The organism is Nonomuraea sp. NPDC049758 (genome assembly GCF_040674635.1).
Taxonomy (GTDB): domain Bacteria; phylum Actinomycetota; class Actinomycetes; order Streptosporangiales; family Streptosporangiaceae; genus Nonomuraea.
Map to the genome: position 1 here is coordinate 1 of NZ_JBFAMZ010000025.1, position 21259 is coordinate 21259.

The window sequence follows — 21259 nt, forward strand, 5'->3', positions numbered from 1 at the left end:
CCCGTCGGAAGCCTTTCGCCACCCGCCCATCCAATGGTCATCCAGATCACCGAATGCACGGCTCACCAAGATCGTGCTCAAAAAGCAACAGCCACCGTTCCTGTGCGGGTGTCCCACTCGCGGCTGCGGTAGCCGTTGCGCGAGTTGGTCCGCTCGCTGCTGCGCTGCCCGTAGGCGGCACCGCACAGGCTGTCGGCCTCAGCTGACATCAACGCTTCGGCCATGGTCTTCACCATGGATCGCAACATGTCAGGGTCGTCGGTCTCGATCTGCTTCGCGAGCCATTGAGCAGGCGTCACACTGTTGTCTGCGGCCATCGACTGGTTCTCCTTCGATCTTGATCTTGCTACTCGAAGGATCACTCGATGGCCGTCTTCATTTCACGACGCCACGCCTGCGACCAGGCCAAACTCGTACACCACTCCCGTGGACGCAACCTCGGTGAACGCCACTCGTGCTGGGGGGCTCCTATCGCTCCGTGTCTCGACGATCAAGGACCTGGCCTTGACGATCTCCCGTGGGGATGGCGGACGACCACCTCGTCGCCGTGCGGAACCTGCTATGTCCATGGTGCTGACGCAGCTATCATGGCCGCTTCGGTGCAGTCGCGTCCGACGTGGACGGGGTAGAGCCTGAGCCGGTTGTCTTCGATGGCTCAGCGCAGGCTTCGTGCAACGCGGCCGGCGTTGTCCAACTCCAGTGGGAGACAGGAATGGGGAAGATCTTCTCTCCGGAGCCTGGCGCGCAGAGTTCGGGTTCCTCGTATGCACGCAGCCATACGTGTGTCGGCAACTTGGCGCACTCTTCCCCGCTGTCGGATAGACGACGATCGTCGGTGCCTCAGCACAGGCATCTGACTCCTTGAGCGTCTGAAGCCTACCGAGTATCCGCCTCGCCGCCTCCCCTCACAGATCAATGCGTGCGGCAGGGACACCACGCGAAGCAGGATTCGCCCCGTGTCCGGCCGCATGACGGTGAAGGTTCGCGTCGCCTCCCAGCGCAACGCCACCTCGCTCTCGTCATAGACGTAGACCGCTGACCGCATTCGCTGATCTGCTCTAAATGGCAGAATGAAGCACGACGTATGGCCCAGGGGAGTGGAACAAGTGACAATGCTCTATTCCACAGTTTCGGACTTCTGCACTGTGTTCACCACACACGACGACATCGGGACTGTCGCGTCGCTGATCGGTGCAGTCCCTCTGACGGTGGACTACCGGATGCCGGAAGCTTACAACGAGAGCACCGTCACCATCATGCGCTGGGGCGAGGGGATCCTGGTCACACATCCCTACTACAGCGACCTATGTGCCCGCCAAGAGGCCATGAGGTCCCTGTCCCGCGATGGCCACCTCGCCGTCTGCGTGACTTGGGGAATCTCGATCGCTCCATGGTCGAAAACCCGCTCCAGGATGGATCCGTGGCGCTCGGCGGGGGCATTGTTCGCGTACTTCGCCTACGCCGTCAACGGGAGACTGGAGGTCGGGTTCGACCCTGACGAGTTCGACAAGTCCGACCCGGCCGCCCGGTGCGGCTGGAATACCGGGGCGGTCGACGCCTACCTGCATGACCTGGACTTCAGCCCGCTCATGGTCGAGACACAGCCGCTGTCCGAGGGGGGTTCGGGACAGAGTCGGGGCGCTGTTTCCCAGCACGAGGACGCCTGCATCACCATGCTGGAACGCATCGCAGGCGCTGCCTTTCCGATCGATCACAAGCGGCCAGCCGGGCCTCATGTCGGCTTCACCATCGCCACGCCGCTCCCGGCCATGAGTGATGCTGATTTCACCCACTTCATGGGGCCATCGCTGAGTTGAGGATCGCGTCGCCGGCTCCATGAAACGGATGAAGCCGGCGACGCCTCTCTTAGTAATGCAGTCTCAGCTTACGGATTAGATCCCGTACCTGAGGAGATGAACATCCAGAAGGGGTCCTTGTCGAGTAGCCTGTACTTCTGCCAAAACCATCTCAATGCGGTGCCCGCACTGCTGTTGTGCGTTTGGCGCACGTACTTGTAGCTGACATTGGCCGTGAGCGTTCCGGAGGTGTTCCTTCCACCTCCTTCGTAGCTTGAGGCGAATGGGTATTCATCGCATTGGTCGGTGGCGTTGTTCTTGGTGAGCAGCACGCACGCCTTGTCTTTCGCCTTGACATTGTCTTTGTAGAGTTGGTTGTCCGTGCCGTCCGGGTTCTTCTCCCAGATCCTGTGCAGCGGAGCGCCCTTGCCCCCGATACCATTTACGATGTATTCCAGGTAGTCCCCTGGGATCACCTTGCTGGTGTTGGCGAAGGCGCTTTTGATGTGACCAGCGACCTCTCCGTGGGTGGTGCTGCCTTCATAATAGGTGAGGAACCTGTTGCCTCTGGCCAGAACGCAGCCTCCGCGATGGTCGGTGTATTTTGGAGAGGTGTCGCACATCACCTCCGGCTCTGTAACGAAGTTCTCGATATCCTCATCGTTCAGGAGCTTACCGTTGAGATATCCTCCGACTTCGATGTACGTGCCTATCTTGCAAGTGCCCTGATTGTGGAAACCGGAGCTAGCAGCGGTACTGGACTTGATTTTGAAGTGCGCGTATGGGTCGGATTTCCATCCCGCGCGCAATGCCGTTCTGGAAGAGGCGCCATCGACGGCACAGACCCCCGCACTCGGGTGGCCGGCCGTCGTGATGTTGGCATTCAGCGTGATGCTGTTGTCATTGACACTGACGCCCTCGGGTTCGATCTTGTACCAGACGTCGATGTCGCGGCTGTGCCTGCTGTAGTCATCCAGAGCCTGGGCCAGGTAGTTTCCGACGCGAGTAAGAATCATCGTGGTTGCGGTGAACTGCGTGAACCCCGCAGGGATCTTTGTCTTCACGCCATCCACGATGACCGTGTGGAAGAGGGCGACCCCGTAAGTCCAGGTGAAGCACCACGTAAAGGGCCGGTACTGATTGTGGAGAACGGGCTGGGGCGGGAAACCCTTCCAGCCTTCCTTCCGGCAGGTCTCGGTCGTGAAGTGACCCAGGAAGTCTGGCGATGCCGCCGCAGCGGACTGGGTCGCCTGCTCTCCGCCGCGGATGAGCTGGCCGCCAGCGGTATTGATCGTGACGGTGCTCCAGGTGGTCCACGCGTCGTTGACGCCTGCAGCAATGATGCGGGCGCGCAATCTCACTGTCTCCCCGTCCCGTAGCTTGCCCTTGGGGATCTGCAGAGATACCTGGGCATCGTCGGGCTTGGCGGTGATCTTGCCCAACCAGATCAGACGCTTGTCCATGGTCGCCTTGTCCGCCTTGACGGACTTGGTGGGCTTGCCGGCGATCTCCACTTCCACCTTCGCCTCGCTGTCGCGCCCGGCGGTCAGCCCGGCGGTCAGCCGCGGGGTGAGGGTGGAGGCGATGGTGACGCCATCCATGGTGCGGCTGTCGTTGACCGTCAGCTTCGCGATCCCGGCAGCGGGGTCAGCGGTGCCGGTGTCCTGTCGCTGGGTTGCGCTGCTCGCCGCTGCGGCGCCGATGGGGGTGTTCATGTCGGTTTGGATCGCGGTCGCGGTCTGGACGCGGTTATAGATGCGTACCTCGTCGATCAGGCCGCTGTAGAACTCACCCCAGAAGGCGTTGCCGCCGATGCGTAGCGCGCCGCCGTCGTCGACGACATCACCGGCCATCGACACCTGCCCGGCAAGGGTGCCGTTGACGTACACACTGGCTGTGGCGCCATCGTAGGTGAAGGCCAGATGACTCCACTGATTGAGTGGCAGCGCGGTGCCACTGGCGATGCCGGCGGCCTCCTGGGTGGTCTGCAGCCAGCCTCCCGGGCCGGAGCGTTCAGTGGAGGCATACAGGCCATAGCTGCCGCCCTCGGCGTGCTCCTTCATCAGCACGCTGCGCCAAAGGCTGTCCTGTGTCGCGGGCCGCACCCAGGCCGACAGCGTCAGCGCGTTGGTCAGGCGCAGCGATGCGGCGTGCGGCACGGTGACCCAGCTGCTGGAGCCGTTGAAGGACAGAGCCTTGCCGTGCTTGCCGGTCGCCGTCCAGGTGGTGTCGGTGGCGGCTCCGGTGTTGTTCTGCCCGGAGGAGTCGCCCACGGTCGTGCCCGTGCCCTCTTCCATGCCATACGCGGCCACCAGGCCCGGGTTCGTCGGCTGGGCCGTTACGGTGGCCGAGACCTCGTTTGAGGAGGGGCCGAGGTTACCGGCCGCGTCGGCGGCGCGGACCCGGTAGTAGTACGTCCCCGCCATGAGGCCCGGATCGGTGAACGTGGTGGTCTGTGACGAGCCAACCTGGTTCGCGGCCGACGGGGTGAATCCCGGCGTCGTGGAGCGGTGAATCCGGTAGCCGTCCACGCCCACGTTGTCCGTCGAGGCCGTCCAGGTGAGCTGCGCCTTCCCGGCACCGCCCATCGCGGCGAGCGAACCGGGCGCGCTCGGCGCCTGGGTGTCCGCCGGCGCCGTCCCGCCGATCGGGGTGGTCATGTCGGTCTGGATCTCGGTCGCGCTCTGGGCGCGGTTGTAGACGCGCACTTCGTCGATCAAGCCGCTGAAGTACTCACCCCAGATGGCGTTGCCGCCGATGCGCAGCGGGCTGCCGTCGTCGATGAGGCTTTCGCTGTGCGGGGTCTGGGCGACCTGCTGTCCATTGACGAACAGCCGCAGGGCGGCGCCGTCGTAGGTGAACGCCAGGTGGCTCCAGGCGTTCACCGGCAACGGCGAAACACCGTCAGCCGTCGCATGCCCCTCCGTTGAGACCTTCGCCCAGCCGGACGGGACCGAGTCACCATTGGCGGCGTACAGGAGATAGGAGACCCCTCCAGCACTCAACTCTTTGCCCACCACGCTGCGCCAGTTAGCGACCGTGGCTGGGTTGACCCAGGCCGAGAGCGTCATCCCGGTCGTCAAGCGCAGAGAGGCGGCGTCCGGAACGGTGACCCGGCTGGAGAAGCCGTTGAATGACAGAGCCTTGCCGTACTTGCCGTTGGCCCAAGCTGTGCTATCGCCCGTGCCGGGGTTGTTCTGCCCGGAGGAGTCGGCCACGTTCGTGCCCGAGCCCTCGTTCATGCCGTAGGCCGCCACCAGACCCGGCACCGGAGGCGGTGCGTCCGCGCCCGTGGTGAACGACCAGGTGAAGGAGGCCATGACGTTGTCCGAGGCGTCCTTGGCACCGCTGACCTCGACCTGGTACGTCGTCTGCGCGGCGAGCTTCGAAGCCGGCGTGAACGTCCATTCGACATTGGTATCGCTGCCCTGCAGCGTCCCCTGCACTGCGGCGCCTGCCGGGTCTTTGATGGTGAGTTGTACCTGGGACACCGCCTTGTTGAACGTCGCCTGCACCGCAGTGCTCACTGGCACGTTCGTGGCTCCACTGGCCGGGCTCGTCTCGACGACCGACGGTGCCGTGTTATCAGTGGTGAAAGACCACTGATAAGGAGACTGGGTATTACCGGCCTGGTCCTGGGCTCCGCTGACCTCAGCGCGGTAGGTCATTCCAGCGGAAAGCCTATTGAGCGGCCTGAACTCCAGCAAGGTTCCGGATGCGTCCATTTCCGCTTGCCCCTCGACTGGGTTTTCCTGTTCGTCGGTGAGGCTGAAGACGCCGCCCGTGACCCGCTCGTCGAAGCGGACCATGACGCGGGACGATGTTGGGACGTTTGTCTCGGCCGCGCTGGGGACTGTATGGAGCACTTCCGGGGGAGTGGTGTCTGCTGGGTCAGGTTCTTCGCTCGGGGGTTCGTCGGGAAGGTCTTCGGCCTTCACTTCGAAGGGGTTGACCACCTGGGTCTGCAGTTCCTGAAGTTGCTCCCGGGTCACCGGCTCCGGGGGTACAGGCTCGGGATGGGTCTCCACCTTCCAGGCAACTGCCTGCTCGTAGGAGGGAGGCTCCGTCAACGGTGGACCATTGTGACGGAAGATCACCGTCTCGGTCTCAGGCTCTGCTGGGATGTATTTGATCACAAGCGCAGGCGGGTGGCGATAGCCCGGGTAAGGCTCACCGCCGCCGAACTGGCTGGAGTAGTACTGGCGCCAGTTGATCGCGGCGGTTTCGCTGGCGGCCTTCAGCACGATCCCGTGGTTGGCCTTGCCCTCTTGGATCCAAGCTCGGGTCATGGCGGTGACCTCGTAGAAGAGTTCCCAGTCCTTGGCGCACCAGCTGCCGCTGGGGTCGTCGTAGTTGTAGCCGGACCGGTTCACCGTCTCGGCGGCCGTGCTCGGGGGCTTGTTGTACCAGTCCAGGCTGTCGATCGTTCCGTCGAGGGTCCATGCGGAGGTGACGCGCTCGGCCCGGATGCCGGCACCCATCGTTTCCCCGCACAGCTGCCCATTGGGCCCGCCGGACTTGTAGTTCCACATCCGCAGGTCCGCGTCGTTGACGGTGGCACCCTGCAGCACCGGGTCGGTGAGGTCGAACTTCATGTACACGCGGGCGATGTCCGCGCTTGTGGAGGTGGTGCCCGAGCGCAGCCACCCGGCCGCGGCGTTGTTGTTGTAGGGGTCGTTCTTGCTGATCCAGGCGTCGGTGGGGGCGCCGCCGCCGAACCATTCGGAGGCGGCGGCAATCGTCACCGGGTAGGTCACCGCGGGGTCGGCCAGGAACTTCTCATCCGGGGAGAACACCAGCTCCGAGGTCTTCCCGGAGGTCTCCACGCGCGCCTTGACCGGGGAGGTCTTGCCCTGCTCGGGGGACGCCTCGACCTTGGCGTCCATGGCGGTCAGCACGATCGGCGCGGCCTTGGCCTTGCCCTTGGCGTCCTGGAGTTGTGGCAGCCCTTGTGGTGTCTTACCGAACGTGGTGTCTTCGGGCAAGGTGAGCGGCAGCCGTACGGTCACAGGGCCGGTCGGCTGCCGGCGGAAGACGACCTGGGAGGTGAAGCCGTCGGCCTGGGCGATCACCACCAGGTCGGCGCCGGGGGCGACGGCGTCGGGGTAGGTGACCGCGTTGCCGGAGATCTTGGGTTCCGGTAGTGCCCGGGTCACGCCCAGGCCGGTCTTGCCGTGCTTGCCGGCCGCGGACACCAGGTGCTTGGTGCCGCGTCCGCCGAAGGTGAGCGGGGTCTTGACGCGGGTGGCCTGGAGCTTGCCGTGGCGGGTGATGATCGTGGGGTCGATGGGTTCCCAGGCGCCGCTGGCCGGGTTCTTGAGTTGGACGGGCCGGGTGTGCACCTCGGCGCGCAGGTTCTTGCCGTCGGGGTTGGCCCAGACCTTCATGGTCTCGGTGAACTGGGTGGGGACCTCGACGGGTTGGCCGGATTTGGCGGCCTTGTCCCAGGCGGTTTTGAGGGCTGGATTCGAGGTGGCGCCGGGTGGTGTTGTCGATGCGGAGGCCGGGGTGTTGGGTGGCGTGGAGCCCTTGGCGATCGCGGGTGCGCTCATGAGCGAGAGCGGCAGCGCCAGAGTCGCGATCAGGGCAGCGCGGCGGCGCGTCCGGGTGGATAAGCCGGACGCTGATCGGCGTGTGTTCACTCACAGCCTTTCGAACAGATGTGGCAAAACGGCCCTGATCATCACATAAGGCAGAACTAAAAGTAAAGATCGTTTTCAGTAACGGGAAGGAGATGCTCCGTAATGGCCGGAGGCGATCCACTTGCTGGCTCAACCAATTTGCTCGCTGTCCGCAAGCTGTCATAAAAGACCCTGTCCAGGCTCGGCATCCGGGGGGCCGCGATGCGCCAATGAGGAGCGCCACGTAGCCGAAATCACTCGGCGTCCACCTGATCAACCGCTGGGACGACGACCAAAGGGACGCCGCCGGATGGCCAGCCCCCGGCTGTCGCACAGTGGGCAACCGGTACCACCCCGCTGCAATGGCTGCTGACGCAGCGGATCCGCCACGCGCAGGAGCAGCTGGAGGCCATGGATGACAGCGTCGCGCCGGCTGCGGGCATGGGCACGGCGGCAATACTGCGCCGCCACTTCCATCGCACGACCGGCGTACCACCAGACGCCCACTGTCGGAGGCTGCAGACCTCGGACTCAGGCACGATCAGGAACCGCAGCACCTGCTGTAGGAGAGCGCGGGCTGTACCATCCAGTTACGCAATCTGACCTGGGCAATCACCTTATGTTGTGGCCGTGCTTTCTTGATCATCCCGCGTTTATCCCCGCGATCGATCGTCCACGCGGGATCCGTAAGGGCGTGGCCAACGTGACTGCGTAGCTCCACATCACCGCCTTGATTTCCTTATCGCCTATCAACCGACACGGCGCCATAAGGATTGATCATGCGGAGCTGGTTGCCAGGCACCCTGTCGTCGGACGATCCACCCCAATTCTCGCAGCCGACTTTGCATGCCATCATCGCGCAGGATCCTCGTCATTCCACGGCCTTGCGGCAAGCAGACTGGCAACTGACACTCACGGCCGGGCTTTGTGTAACTTTCATGCCCTCCACTACACCGGTCCCCTACACGACCGATCCTCCTCGTGGAGGAGCTGGCCTATAACCAGCTCCGCCATGATCATCAGGCATGTGGCCGGCGTCCCTCGCCGGAGGCCCCTTGAAATCCCCTCTGTATCGAGCTGGCCCGCACGCAAGAGCAAGGCCGGAAGCTCGCCGATGTGTCCAGGCGTTCACGCGAGGGCCGATTGTCACGCTCGGAGACGCATCTCGCACTCCCCGTCCCGAAGCCTGGTGTGCGACTATCGAACCCTCCCGGCTAGAAAGGGTCTCCCTTCGCGAGAGGAGGATGCATGAGCGTTGTTCTGGCGCTGCTTGGAGTCGTCGCCTCGATCGCTGGCATCGTCCAAACAGCGGTTGTCATCATTGAGAGGGCCGAACGCAAGCGCCGAGAAGCGCAAACCGCTAGATCGGATGGGCGAGACAGCGTCACCCGCCGTGCGGTACCTCGCCGCACAGATGCGAAGTCCGACGTCGAGTTCCCCTGGAACCCAGACACTGTTCGCAGCTCATGGCGCTCCGCTCTCGCGTATCTTCTGGGGTTCGTCGGGGGCTTGGTTTTCCGTCGTGATCAACGGACCTCCGTGCGCTTCCATGCCGTGCAGTCGATCCTCATCGACATTGTGGCCGTGGTGTCCTTCTTGGTCACTCTGGTTCTGGTGGGCGTCTATGCCTCGCTTCGGTACCAGGGGGCGCCGGCGGAGATCCCGTCGGACGACGTCGTCATGTGGGCCTGGGCGCTCGTATCCATGCTGGGACCGCCTGCCTTGCACCTTCTCTTGACTATCTTGGTACTCACTGGACGGAGCCCTCGTGTCCCGCTCCTGTGGAAGGTCGCGGCGACCGTCACCGCTCGCCCGGCCGAGGACGCGGGCCGAATCCCCCACCTAGCGAGTCCTATCTCTTCTCGGCCAATGTCGAGGGGGTTTCAAGGTACTGATCTCGCGGCAACCGTATCGACTGCCCATGCCTTCGATCCTGTCTGGGGTCGTATCGAGCGGTACGCTGGCGAGGCGTTCCAGCTACGGAGCGGTGGCAGTTTCACATATCGGCTACGGGACGATGAGGTCTACCCTGACTGGACGAAGATTGGTATTCATCGGTCCAATTTCGTCCGGGCGTGGGGCCGACGACCGCTGTCAGCGCCCGGACAGCTCGGCAAGGAAATCACTGGTCCCTCGTACGTTTTCGCGATCCTTACGGATCCACGGATCGCAATAGAGGAAAGGCCTGTCACGCGCCAAATGTCAACCGAACTGATCGAGGAGCGACCGTACGAATCAGCGCTGCACCGTGGACGACGCGCGGCCGAAGGTCGATGTTCCTGGCACGGCCAGACCTGCGAGGAATCAGTGGTCGCTAGTGTCCTGACACGGGATAAGGGCGGCGAGACATGGCACGCCGTCTGCCAACGCGCTTTGAGTGCGCTTCATGGCAACTGATGGGACTGGAAATACCTGGTTGCAACGGTCGCGGTGCTGGTTCATTCAGTGCTGGATCATCCTTCGGTGCTGGAGGGACAACCACCCACACGTCGGGTGATCGCGGACCTACAGCGCTGGCGGGCCGGCCCGGCGCGGCTGACATGTCGAACTCACTTTGACCTGCAAGATCGTCCAGCGGCCAGGACCCCTTGTGATCAACCTCCGTAACGTCATGCAGGAGTCCTGAGGATGTGTAAGAAGACTTCACGTGGGAGGGACTCATGATGGACTGGGAACAGGGCGTGATCGTGTGCCGCGCGGCACGCCAGGTAGTCGAAGCTGGTGTTCTGACCGGGGAGTCGTCGTTTGTTCCTGGCCGGCGCACCTGGACAGTGGATGCCGCGGACGAGTTGTTCCGCCGGTTCGTTGAGAACTTCGACGAGTCGTCTGACGAGTTCCTGGTCAAGCTCAAACGGCAGATCGCCGAGGGTAGCGACGAGGCGATCGTGCTTGCCGCAGAACTGCTCTACCTCAACGTCATGCCGCTCAGCCCTGCCACCATTGGCGTCAATCGCAAATTCGAGATCCTGGGCAGCGTGTTGTCGTGGGCCTCCTTCGAGGCGAAGGTGCCCGACGATTTGGCCGCGGCAGCCTCACCGGGCTACATGAAGGGTGGCCAAGCGTTCCTCAACTACCGCTGGGCCCAGTTCGCCTTCCTCATCCGCCTCACGCAGCTGCTGGTGAAGCTACCGCTCCACGAACGGGAATCGGCTCTGCGGGATCCGTGGCGCTTCCGGGACCTGGCCGAATCGGTGCTCACGGACTACGACGGCAAGTCGCGGGCCCGCGCCCAGTTCCACGTGCTGCTGTTCTTACTGTCCCCCGACGTGTTCGCCCCGGTTTCGGTCGAACGCAACAAGCAGCTCATCCGGGATGCCTTTGCAGACCGGCTGGCCGAGCCGACCGGGGATCTCGATCGAGACATACACGCCATCCGCCAGCAGATCGAAGCAGAACACGGCGGACGGTTCAGTTTCTATGATGAGCCCTGGCGGTCTCGCTGGGAGCCGCCTCCGCCACCGCGGTCGCAGAAGGGCTGGCTGGTACGCGGAGCCAACGTTGACGGCGTCAACGCGATCCCGCAGTGGCTGGCCGACGGCTTCTGCTCAGTCAGCTTCTCTGAAATCGAACAACTACCCGCGGGCGCGTCCCGGCAGCAGGTCAAGGACGCTGTTGCCGCAGCGCTTCCCGACGCCAAACAAGGCAAAAGGGACGTCACGGCCGGGCAGCTGTGGCGTTTCCTCAGCGGCTTCCAACCCGGTGATCTCATCGCGACCGTCGACGGCGATGCCGTCTATGTCGGCACCATCACCAGCGACGCGTATTTCGACGATTCAGCCGGCCGTGGCCTGGCTCGCCGCCGCTCGGTCGAGTGGCACCCCACCGCCATGAGCCGCCAGACCCTCCCCGAGGAAGCCCAGGCCAAGCTCAAGACTGCGATGACGATCGGTGAGCTGACCAGTGTGATCGCGGCGCTGGCCACCAGCGCAGGACTGGAGGAGAAACTCACCGACGAGGTGCTGGCCCAGGACGAGACCCGCGGCCTGATCGTGCCCGCACTCACCCAGGCGTTCGGCGACGACCTGCTCATGCCGCTCAGCTGGCTGCAGGAGACCGCCGACCTGCTGTCCGCCAAGCGGCAGATGATCCTCTACGGCCCACCCGGTACCGGCAAGACCTACCTGGCCACCAAGCTCGGTGAAGCGCTGGCCGGCCCCGATCGCACCAAGCTGGTGCAGTTCCACCCTTCTTATGGCTACGAGGATTTCATCGAAGGCTTCCGCCCTCGGCTCGGCGAGAACGGCACGGTCGGCTTCGACCTGGTGCCCGGCCCGTTCAAGAACGCGGTGGAGGCGGCCGAGAAGGAGCCCGACCGGCCGTATGTCCTGGTCATCGATGAGATCAACCGCGCCAATCTGGCCAAGGTGTTCGGCGAGTTGTACTTCTTGCTGGAGTACCGCAACCACGAGATCACTCTGCAGTACTCGCCGGATGAGCCGTTCAAGCTCCCCAAGAACGTTTTCGTCATCGGCACCATGAACACCATCGACCGCTCGGTGGCGTTGATTGACGCGGCCATGCGCCGCCGGTTCGTCTTCCGCGCCCTGGTCCCGCACCGGCTTCCGGTAGACGGACTGCTACGCCGCTGGCTGGAGCGCGAGGGACTCTCCGTTCTGCCCGCGCTCCTGCTGGAGGAGGTCAACCGCCGCCTGAATGACCCGGACCGCGCCGTCGGCCCCTCGTACCTGATGACACCCAACGTGGCCACCCACCGCGGACTGGAACTCATCTGGGCGGCGGAGATCCTGCCCCTGCTGGAAGACCAGCTCTACGGCAAAGTCGACGACATCGAGGCCGAGTACGGCCTGCCGGTCCTGCTCGCCGCGCTCGGCCACACTCTGCCGTGACCCTGCATCTCCACCTCGCCGAGGCCACCGCCAGCCTGCCTCAGCCCCTGACTCCGGCGCAGATCGCCACACTGGCCACCGTCCCAGAGCTGGTCACCATTACCCCGACCGCGGGCGGACGGTGGCGACTCGCGGGACGCCAGCGCGTCGGGACCGTACGGCTTGGTCACAAGGACGGCGCCATCGAGCTACGCATCCGACCGAAATTGCCCGTCCGGCGGCTCCTTGGCCTGCTCGGCGACTACGACGACATCTGGCAAAACCGCCAGATCACCGCCGCGACCGACCATCTGCTCGTGCCCGCACTGGCCACTGTGTTCGCCCGCGCGGCAGAGCGTGCGCTCCGCGGCGGGGTTCTGCACGGCTATGTCTACCGCGAGGACGCTCTCGCCGTCATCCGGGGCCGCATCCGGACCAGCGCTCAGCTGAGCCGCCGGATGGGGCTGCCCACTGTGATCGAGGTCGCCTACGACGACTACCTGGCCGACATTCCCGAGAACCACATACTGCTCGGCGCGATCGAGCTCGCCCAGACCCTGCCGGGCGTCGCGGACACCACGATTGCGCTGCTGCGGCACCTGGCCGGGCGGCTCGTCGGCATTGTCTCCGCCCGACCAGGGGCGCTGCCGACGTGGCGGCCGACCCGGCTCAACGAACGCTATGTCCCCGCGCTCCGACTAGCGGAATTGATCCTTTCTGGGGCCTCACTGCAACAGGAGGGTGCGCAGGCGATACAGATCGACGGCTTCATCCTGAACATGGCCCAGATCTTCGAACGCTTCCTCACCCGGCAGTTGACCACTGGGCTTTTGCCGTACGGCTTGCGCTGCGTCGCCCAGCAGGGGCACCGGCTGGATCAGCAGAGGCGGGTGCTGATCCAGCCCGACATCCTCATCTACCGCGACGGGCGACCCACCGCGGTCGTGGACGCGAAGTACCGGACTCTGGACGGGGCTCCGCCAACGGGGCATCTGTTCCAGCTGATCTCCTACTGCACCGCTCTCGGCCTCGCCGAGGGGCATCTCGTCTATGCCTCCGGAACGCCGTCAGCAGAGCCGTACCGGATCAAGAAGTCGGATATCAGGGTGTACGTGCATGTTCTGGATCTCAGCCAAGGGTCCACCGACCTGGCAATCGCGGTAGCCGCGTTGGTCGACCGCCTCGCAGCAGGTCCGGAAGGGCCACGCCAAAGGGTAGATCCAATCCCACTGTAGGAGGAAGCGGTTAATCCGTCCCGTGGGGTGGCTTGAGCTGGGCCAACAGCCCAAGCATGGAAGTCAGCCGGGATCATCCCGCATGTGTCCCAACACATACAGGCGACCCACGCCAGTCAGTAGAGGAGTTCAGTGTGCCCCGTGTGCGTTGATGACGAGTCAGGTGTTCGCGCAGATGTGCTCCGACTTGATGGTCACGGTGGATCTCGCCAAGCAGCGGTCTTTGGTTGCCGTCTACCGGTTGGCAGGGGCCACGGGGACACCTGCTGCCACGTTCAGCGTGTTGTGAGGGACCTTGCGGTCAAGAGTGCACGGCGCTCGGATCCGTTGGCATCAAAGAGGCAGCCTCATCGTGGTCCGTGGCCGGGACAACGTCCAGTGCGTTACTAGTGGTGCTCCCTGTAGCTGAGACCCTTCTAGATCGATCTTCCTATCATGCTCGTGTCTGAGGAAGATTGACGGTGGGGATGGCTGGCGAGGAAGGGGTGCGAGAGGTGCCCGTTTTTCATGTATTTGGATGCTCATGTGAGGTGGGTGCCGGTAGCATCCCGGATGTAGATTCGTCGTGGATTGGTGGAGGTTGTGGTGGATGAAACAGTGAACCTTCGGATGAGCGGAGATTTTGCCGAGCAGGAGCTCCGGTCGCTCTACGATTGGTTGTTGAGGGACCTCGATGCCCTTGACTATATGGATGTGCGCCTGCAGTCTAAGGACCCGGAGCCCGGTGAGATGGGCGACACTCTCGATCTCATCGCTCTGGCCGTGACGAGCGCATTGCAATGGCCCGCTTTCATCGAGACAGTGGCGCAGTGGCGTAGAACGCGGCGGCATCGCCCACAGGTAACCATCGAACGTGGGGGGACCACCGTCGTGGTATCTGAGGCGGAGTCGGAACTCGTGGTTCAGATTCTCAAGGCGTTGGAGGGGAACGATTGAGTCTCCCTGATCCATTAGCCTCGCGTGCCGTGCTGATTGGCACGAGCAAGTACACCTATCTAGCGTCTCTCCCTGCCGTTGAAAACAACCTGACGACCTTGGGTGGTCTCCTTCAAAGATCTGACCTGTGGGGACTGCCGGCAGAACACTGCACGATTGTCCATAATCCCACCACGGTAGATGCGATGATGGATCCACTGTGGCAGGCTAGAGAAGAGGCAAAAGACACTCTTATCGTGTACTTCGCTGGCCATGGATTGATGCATTCCGTGGAGAGCGATCTGTATCTCACTCTAGTAGACTCGCATAAGGACCGCATGTACAGTGCGGTGGCCTATGACACGGTACGAAACGAGCTTCGAGCGAGTCGCGCGCAGCGAAAAATCGTAATCCTAGACTGTTGCTACAGTGGACTTGCGCTAGGGCTGATGGGCGCCGAAGACGGTACGGAACGTGTCGCTAACAATGCCCGTGTCACCGGCACATACTTGATGACGGCGACGGCCGAGAATAAGACAGCGCTCGGCGGTCTCGACACCTATACTGCCTTCACTGGCGAGCTCATTCATCTCATTAGCACTGGAATCCCGGAACAGCCTGAGTTTCTAGAGCTGGATACAATTTTCCAACATGCGCGCGAGTCGTTGCGGGATAAGGGCCTTCCTATCCCGCAGAAGCGCGAGTCACACTTTGCCGCGCGCCTCACCTTGGTGCGTAACCGCGCACATAAAAGCCAGCAACGTATTACGACAAAAGAGTTTTACGGTGTCATCGAGGGGATTCGGCCAGGGACCATTTTCGAGAGCCGTAGAGCTCTGCACGACGCAGGTGTTCATCGGCCGTTGCAGGCAGGCATCTGCGGAACTGCTGAGCGGGGCGGCGCCGAGTCCATCGTCGTTTCGGGGGGTTACAAGGACGATGAGGATTACGGGGATGTGATTATCTACACCGGACATGGTGGGCGTGATCCTAATACTGGCGTGCAGGTCAAAGACCAGTCGGCAGACGACTCGGGCAATGCTGCTCTCATCAAGAGCATTATGACTGGGCTGCCAGTTCGGGTCGTTCGTGGCGCTGGGGGTGACAAGGAATTTTCGCCGCCAGCTGGCTATAGCTATGACGGGATATTCACGGTAGCCGATTACTGGACCAAGCGCAGCGTCGATGGGCCTATAGTCCTCCAGTTTCGACTTGAGCAGATAGATGACGGGACGCCTAAGAAGGCTGGGGCGCTCCATCTGAGTCGCAAGCTTTCCCCTGGGCATAGGGAAGAGGTCGCTCCAGGAGTTTATACGGACAGGCTGCTCGCAGCGGAACTAAAGCAAGTGTACGACCATGCATGTCAGGTATGTGGCACTGCGCTAGAGGTGCCAGGTGGCCTACGAATTGCCGCTACCGTGCATATCCGTGGGCGAGAACAGCCTCACTTGGGCCCTGACAGCAAAGACAACATGCTTTGCCTGTGCCCTAACCATCGAGATCTTTTTAGATACGGTGCGATCACCATTGAGGATGATTACAGCATAATTGATCGTACGGATGGCGAGACGATCGGAAAACTTGTGCTGAAGCATGATGTTGATCGTGACTATCTCCGCTACCATCGCGAGCATCACGCTCTCGGGCCCAACGGTTCGGCGGAGGGTCAAATGCAGCTCTAAATAGACGGAGCTTCTATCTTCAGGGTCGCGCCAATGCGTGCGCAAATTTGAGTGTGTGAATCGAAGCAGGCAATGAAAGAGGGCATAACAAGATTGCGGGCGCGCGAACTAGATTGGTCATGGAGGGGTGGGCAGAGACCTTCGTTTGTGTCCGAGGGCATGCCTGGGATGGCGCGCCCGGATCATATGACTTCCGTGGCGCTGCGATCGGCCGCTCCTGACGGATCCTTACGCTCCCATATACGAGTCTCACGAGATGCGGGAAGATCGGAAACATGCCAATATCCATGCCATCCGTCGACCGATGTCCCTTCTGCGATTATCTCGCCGGGTTTCACCCTTCCACCATCCTGGAACGAGGGGAGCAGGTCGCGATCCTTGTCACACGTTGGCAACGTGGGCAGGGACACGTGCTGGTGATCCCGGTGGCTCACCGTCCTACCGTTATGGACGTGGCCCCCGCAGAGGAGCAGCAATTGATGAGCGCCGTGCGGCGCGCGGCCCGCGCCATCACAGCGGCCTACGACCCTGGGGGCATCGCTGTCTGGCAGAACAACGGGATATCTGCGCGCCAAGCCGTCCCCCATGTTCACTTCCATGTGGCCGGCACTCTCCCCGAGGGTGGCACGCAGTCGGGCGAGGTCCCTTGTCTCGACCTCGATGAAACCGAAGTGATCGCCAAGCGCCTCAGTCCATATCTCTGAGGGGCCCGCTGGTGATGACGTCCCTTGGACTCCTAACCAGCTCAGATCGCCGGAGCATATGCACTAGTTAGGCGCCCAGACTGGTCTGAGGCAGCGCGTTCAGTCTTTCGGATCGTCAAGTCTAGGGGCCTTCGTTGGCGGTCGAGCTCATCAACTGCCTGACACCGCCGTCCCGCCCTCCCATCTGCGATCAGTGGCGGCTCGCTGGCATGGGGCGAACACACGGGCACTGGTGTGGTAGAGCCCGCTTGGCCATGGTCGGCAGTCGGTCGTGTATGTCCTTATCCGGTTCGTCGTGTGGCTCACCTGCCCCCTGAACAGGCTTCCGGGCGGCCGTCTCCCCTCAGCTTCGCTTCCAGCATCGCAGAGGGAAGCCCGTTGACTTCACGCATGGTTTCCCTACCGCAGCCATCCTCCGGCTGGAAACGGGAAACATGGCGACTGGCCTTGCCCGCGCCGCACCGGTGGCGCACTCTTACAGACAGTAACTCTCGGTGCCGCGGACGTGCTGGAGGTCCATGGTGGTCCAGGGGCAGGTCTGCTTCGGTCGAGAATTGCGCAGGCGACGCCTCGCCGCCGGCCTCACTCTCACCAGCCTGTCCAAGCTCGTCCACTACAGCAAGGCTCAGTTGAGCAAGGTCGAGAGGGGCTTGAAAGCGCCCAGCCAGGAGCTGGCCCGTTTGTGTGACACCGCGCTCGGCGGTGGGGGCAGTCTCGCTGCCCTCATCCCCATGCGGCCCGCTGGAACGCGAGTTTCCGAGGCGACAAACGATGACGTGGAGGAGGTGTGGCTGATGCAGTTGTCTGGCGACGGGCAGAGCTGGTTTCAGCCGTTGAGTCGGCGACAGGCGATGACGATGGGCGTAGCGACGGTTGCTGGCATGAGCATTGGCCGCCAAGACACGGCCTTTCCTGTTGAGAACGGCACTCTGCTGGGGATGTCCCGCGCATTATTCGAGCACTACCGGCAGCTTGGGCAGGTGGCCGGCCCGGAGCTGGTGCTACCCGCGCTCATCGCCCAGGTTCACTCGCTGCAGGAGCTTTCCTCCCGTATGGGGTCAACCACCAGAAACGCGCTCTTGCGGCTCGCCTCGCGGTACGCCGAATACGCCGGATGGATGATGCAGGAGTTCGGCAACGATGAGGCTGCCTTGTGGTGGACTCGGCGGGCAATCGATCTCGCGGCCGCCGGCGGAGATCGCGACTTGGCCGCGTACGGGCACGTTCGCCACGCGCTGGTCACGCTGTACCGCGGCGATCCATCACAGACAATTGAGCTGGCGAAGCGCGCGCAGGGCGCCGGATTGCCGCCCCGCATCCGCGGCCTGGCCGCACAGCGCGAGGCCCAGGGGCACGCCCTCGCGGGCGACTATGACTCCTGCATGCGTAGCCTTGACCAAGCTCGCGCGCTGCTGGATCAGCACGCGCCCAACTCGCAGTCGCCCGTCATCGGCACGACGAATCTGTCCGACCCGGTCGGCATGATCACCGGCTGGTGCCTGCGTGATCTGGGGCGACCGCAGGAGGCGGCTCAAGTCATCGGTACGCACTTGGCGCTTGTACCGCCGCAAGCGCTGCGCACCCGCGCTCGCTTCGGTATTCGTCACGCACTCGCCTACGCCGTGGCGGGCGAGATCGAACACGCCTGCCGCCTGTCCGCCGAACTGCTGGCCGGCGCTGTCACCGTGAGCTCCGCCACCATCGCCCAGGACATACGCGCTCTCGCGCGGACGCTCGCTCGACACCCGAGCAATCCGGCAGCACGCGAACTGGCGCAGGAAATGGCCGCAGCCGCGCAAGCGGTCAACCTGCAGACCTATAGAAGGGGCATCCAGTAATGCACGAGGTGTTCATCAACTATCGCACAGGAGATGGCGAGAAGGTCGCCGCTCTGCTCGAGCGGGATCTCTCGCACCGTTTCGGAGATGAGCACGTCTTCCGCGCCTCTAAGTCCATTCCGCCCGGGTCTGCGTACCCTCGCGAGCTGATCAGCGCGGTACGTCGCAGCTACGTCGTGCTCGTCGTGGTGGGAGAGAACTGGTCGAGGCGTCCAGAACTGCACGATGAGGACGACTGGGTGCGCAGGGAAATACTGGAGGCGTTCACCTGCGGCATTGAGGTGATCCCCGTCCTGGACGGTAGGAAGACCGAGCGCCTGAACCCGGCCGATCTGCCTGAAGCGCTGAAGCGGCTCGCGGACGTGCAGTCGGAACGACTCGACTTCCAGGATCTGCAGTCAGGTCTCATCCGCATAGGCAACGTGCTGGCCACAAAGCTGCCCCTGCTGAAGGCCGTGGATCGGTCCCTCCAGCAAGAGCCAAGGGGCGGCAGCGTGAGCAACTCGGTCGACGAAGTCCAGGGGACCGCTATCCAGACCCGTGACATCACCGGCGACGTCGGCACGGTCATCAAAGGCAATCAAGGACCGGTCCACACTGGCAAAGGCGACCTCTACCATCATTCCCCCCATGTCTCTGGTACCGGCGGAACGTACATCGCCGGCGACAACCAGGGAGGCGTGCGGCACGATTTCGGCGGAGCCCGCCGGCATGAGGGGGACGACAGTTGACCGAAGTCTCAGACGTTCACGGGCCTGTGCATACAGGGACCGGAGATCTCTACTTCATGGAGGCGGCGCGGGGCCGAGGCCCCCGACCGACCTTCATCGAGGAACTGGACTGGCTGTGGCGACATTACGTCCACCCGCCCGGCCATGGGCAGGCGAGCGACATCCTCAAGGCTTGCCGAACGTTGCTCCTGGATGGCGCACCAGGGAATGGTCGGATAGCCACTGCAAAGGTCCTGTTGCGCGAGCTGTCCTCTGGAGCCGAACGGTTCCACGAGTTGACATGGGAGGAGAAGAACGGGCGATACCAACTGGAACCGGCCTCGATCGGCGATGACGACCGCGTGTGGCTGGACCTGTCGCGAGCCGACGAGCGGGCCTGGCGCTGCTTCCAAGACGAGTTGTCCTCGCTACGCAAGATGGTGGTCGAGCACGTCGCGTTCCTGGTGATCGTCCTGCCCAGTAACGGACGCGAGGGGCTCTCGCCCGAGTTCGGGCAGTTCCACTGGACGATCGGCCATCCTCCAGCTCAAGAGGTCCTTCGCCGTTACCTGCGGCTGGCGGGCGTACCAGGCGCTGTGGCCATTCCTCCGCCCGAGTTCCTGAAGACCGAGCGGCCCGTCAGGGAGATCGCCAAGTTCGCCGATCTCGTTGTCTCGGCGTACAAAAACGCACCCGAAGTCCCGCACCATGCTTGGTACAAATCCGCAGAAAGCGCGTACAGCGGCTTTGGAACAGGAGTTGCCGAGGCGGTCAAAGAGCTGCGTCACGGCCCCCAGCGGGCCTTGCTCCTGGCCACGGCGATGCTGCACAACGCGCATGTCGACCATGTTCATGATGCCGCCGTGGCGTTGCTTGACATCGTCGGCTACGCGGACGAAAGGCACTCTCTGGAACGTTCCGATCTCCTCACCAGCCTCGGCGAAATCGGGGCCGTTGCCGACGCCAACGGCCGCGTACGGTTCAAGGAACTCGGATACGACGCTGCCGTCCGCGCACTCTTCTGGCATCACATGCCGGCCTTACGCGACGGCATCCAGAGATGGGTCGGAAGGATGATCGACGACCCATGCCTGCCTGATGACGATCGCTACCAGCTGGCGAAGCGCTTCGCAGAGCAGTGCCTGAACCTGAGATACAGACAGGTCCTGGTCGAGTCGGTGGCGGAGTGGACCAAGGGACCGAAGACCTACCGCAGGCAGATGGCTGCTGACCAAGCGTTGCGCCGCGCGCTCACAGCCGAGGAACACGGCATGTTCTTCCGCAAGCAGATCTACAACTGGGCGCGCGACGATCACCTGTCCGAATCGCTGGCACAAGTGATCATCAGGATGTGTACCGAGGTCATCGCTGTCACCCATCCTGATCAGGCTGTGGTGCGCCTCCACCACCGGGCTCGGCGCGAGAGCCGCAGCACGAATGCTCGTACAGCACTGCTCGAAATGGTCGCCGCGGACCCGTGGCTCCGCCGACTGCTGCTCGTCCGGCTCACCCGGCTCGCCATGAATGGCAGGGAGTGGCGAAGAGACGTCGAGCTCTTCCTCGACGTCGCCGAACCGGCCGCCTTCACTGCTCCCGGCGATCGAGATCGGCCGCTTGTCGCGGAAGCAGAGATGCGAGCCTTATTGACTGAGGGGTGGAAGCGCGCCTTCCGCGACAGTTCCGCGCTGGCCTGGCACGACAGGGCGCGGGAGTGGCTTATCACGGCTCTTCATGACGATCGCCATCGTGACCTGCTCGTTGACATCCTCATCGAGGGAAGTGAGCGCCGTGGCGAGGTCCTGGGCGGTCTCTACACCGCGGCCCGTGGCCTGTCGCGATTCACGCCGGATGACCGGGCGCGCAGCGCCACCCTGCTCAACGTGGTCCTGCGGAAAATCTGCACCGCCCAAGGCATTCAGGTCAGCTGATCAA

At 63.3% G+C, this 21259-nt stretch carries 10 protein-coding genes and 1 pseudogene; 9 read left to right on the forward strand and 2 right to left on the reverse strand.

Going from position 1 to position 21259, the window contains the following annotated elements:
- Positions 1-83: 83 nt before the first annotated feature.
- Positions 84-317, reverse strand: a pseudogene (locus AB0J46_RS43360) (transposase); the annotation flags it as partial.
- A 789-nt stretch (positions 318-1106) separates the two neighbouring features.
- Here AB0J46_RS43360 and AB0J46_RS43365 point away from each other — a divergent pair.
- Positions 1107-1817 carry a hypothetical protein gene (locus AB0J46_RS43365; protein ID WP_364341012.1) on the forward strand — a complete coding sequence of 237 codons (711 nt, stop codon included), beginning with the start codon at positions 1107-1109 and terminating at the stop codon, positions 1815-1817.
- 68 nt (positions 1818-1885) lie between these two features.
- Here AB0J46_RS43365 and AB0J46_RS43370 read toward each other — a convergent pair whose 3' ends face one another.
- Positions 1886-7348: a LamG-like jellyroll fold domain-containing protein gene (locus AB0J46_RS43370; protein ID WP_364341014.1), complete on the reverse strand. Its 5463-nt coding sequence runs from the start codon at positions 7346-7348 to the stop codon at positions 1886-1888.
- A 2729-nt stretch (positions 7349-10077) separates the two neighbouring features.
- Here AB0J46_RS43370 and AB0J46_RS43375 point away from each other — a divergent pair.
- The 8 genes from AB0J46_RS43375 to AB0J46_RS43410 all read left to right on the forward strand — a co-directional run bounded on the left by AB0J46_RS43375 (position 10078) and on the right by AB0J46_RS43410 (position 21255).
- Positions 10078-12264 carry an AAA family ATPase gene (locus tag AB0J46_RS43375; RefSeq protein ID WP_364341016.1) on the forward strand — a complete coding sequence of 729 codons (2187 nt, stop codon included), beginning with the start codon at positions 10078-10080 and terminating at the stop codon, positions 12262-12264.
- Entirely contained in the window at positions 12261-13478 is a 1218-nt protein-coding gene (locus tag AB0J46_RS43380) for a hypothetical protein (RefSeq protein WP_364341018.1), read from the forward strand. The genes AB0J46_RS43375 and AB0J46_RS43380 overlap by 4 nt, the downstream gene beginning before the upstream one ends.
- A 585-nt stretch (positions 13479-14063) precedes the next feature.
- Positions 14064-14414: a hypothetical protein gene (locus tag AB0J46_RS43385; RefSeq protein WP_364341020.1), complete on the forward strand. Its 351-nt coding sequence runs from the start codon at positions 14064-14066 to the stop codon at positions 14412-14414.
- A 29-nt stretch (positions 14415-14443) separates the two neighbouring features.
- Complete coding sequence (locus AB0J46_RS43390) at positions 14444-16075, forward strand: YDG/SRA domain-containing protein (RefSeq protein ID WP_364341022.1); 1632 nt, start codon at positions 14444-14446, stop codon at positions 16073-16075.
- Between the two features lie 287 nt (positions 16076-16362).
- On the forward strand, positions 16363-16779 hold the full coding sequence (locus AB0J46_RS43395; RefSeq protein ID WP_364341024.1) for an HIT family protein: 417 nt from the start codon (positions 16363-16365) through the stop codon (positions 16777-16779).
- A gap of 518 nt (positions 16780-17297) precedes the next feature.
- Entirely contained in the window at positions 17298-18617 is a 1320-nt protein-coding gene (locus AB0J46_RS43400) for a helix-turn-helix transcriptional regulator (protein ID WP_364341026.1), read from the forward strand.
- Entirely contained in the window at positions 18617-19348 is a 732-nt protein-coding gene (locus tag AB0J46_RS43405) for a toll/interleukin-1 receptor domain-containing protein (protein WP_364341028.1), read from the forward strand. Before AB0J46_RS43400 ends, AB0J46_RS43405 begins: the two co-directional genes overlap by 1 nt.
- Before the next feature lie 56 nt (positions 19349-19404).
- Positions 19405-21255 (forward strand): hypothetical protein, encoded by a 1851-nt coding sequence (locus tag AB0J46_RS43410; protein WP_364341030.1) that lies wholly within the window; start codon positions 19405-19407, stop codon positions 21253-21255.
- The last annotated feature ends 4 nt before the right edge of the window (positions 21256-21259 follow it).

Bases quoted from the DNA above. Each gene is read 5' to 3' on its own strand.
- AB0J46_RS43370 (WP_364341014.1), bottom strand. From the start codon at position 7,348: ATGAGCGCACCCGCGATCGCCAAGGGCTCCACGCCACCCAACACCCCG.
- AB0J46_RS43375 (WP_364341016.1), top strand. From the start codon at position 10,078: ATGATGGACTGGGAACAGGGCGTGATCGTGTGCCGCGCGGCACGCCAG.
- AB0J46_RS43395 (WP_364341024.1), top strand. From the start codon at position 16,363: ATGCCATCCGTCGACCGATGTCCCTTCTGCGATTATCTCGCCGGGTTT.
- AB0J46_RS43400 (WP_364341026.1), top strand. From the start codon at position 17,298: ATGGTGGTCCAGGGGCAGGTCTGCTTCGGTCGAGAATTGCGCAGGCGA.
- AB0J46_RS43405 (WP_364341028.1), top strand. From the start codon at position 18,617: ATGCACGAGGTGTTCATCAACTATCGCACAGGAGATGGCGAGAAGGTC.
- AB0J46_RS43410 (WP_364341030.1), top strand. From the start codon at position 19,405: ATGGAGGCGGCGCGGGGCCGAGGCCCCCGACCGACCTTCATCGAGGAA.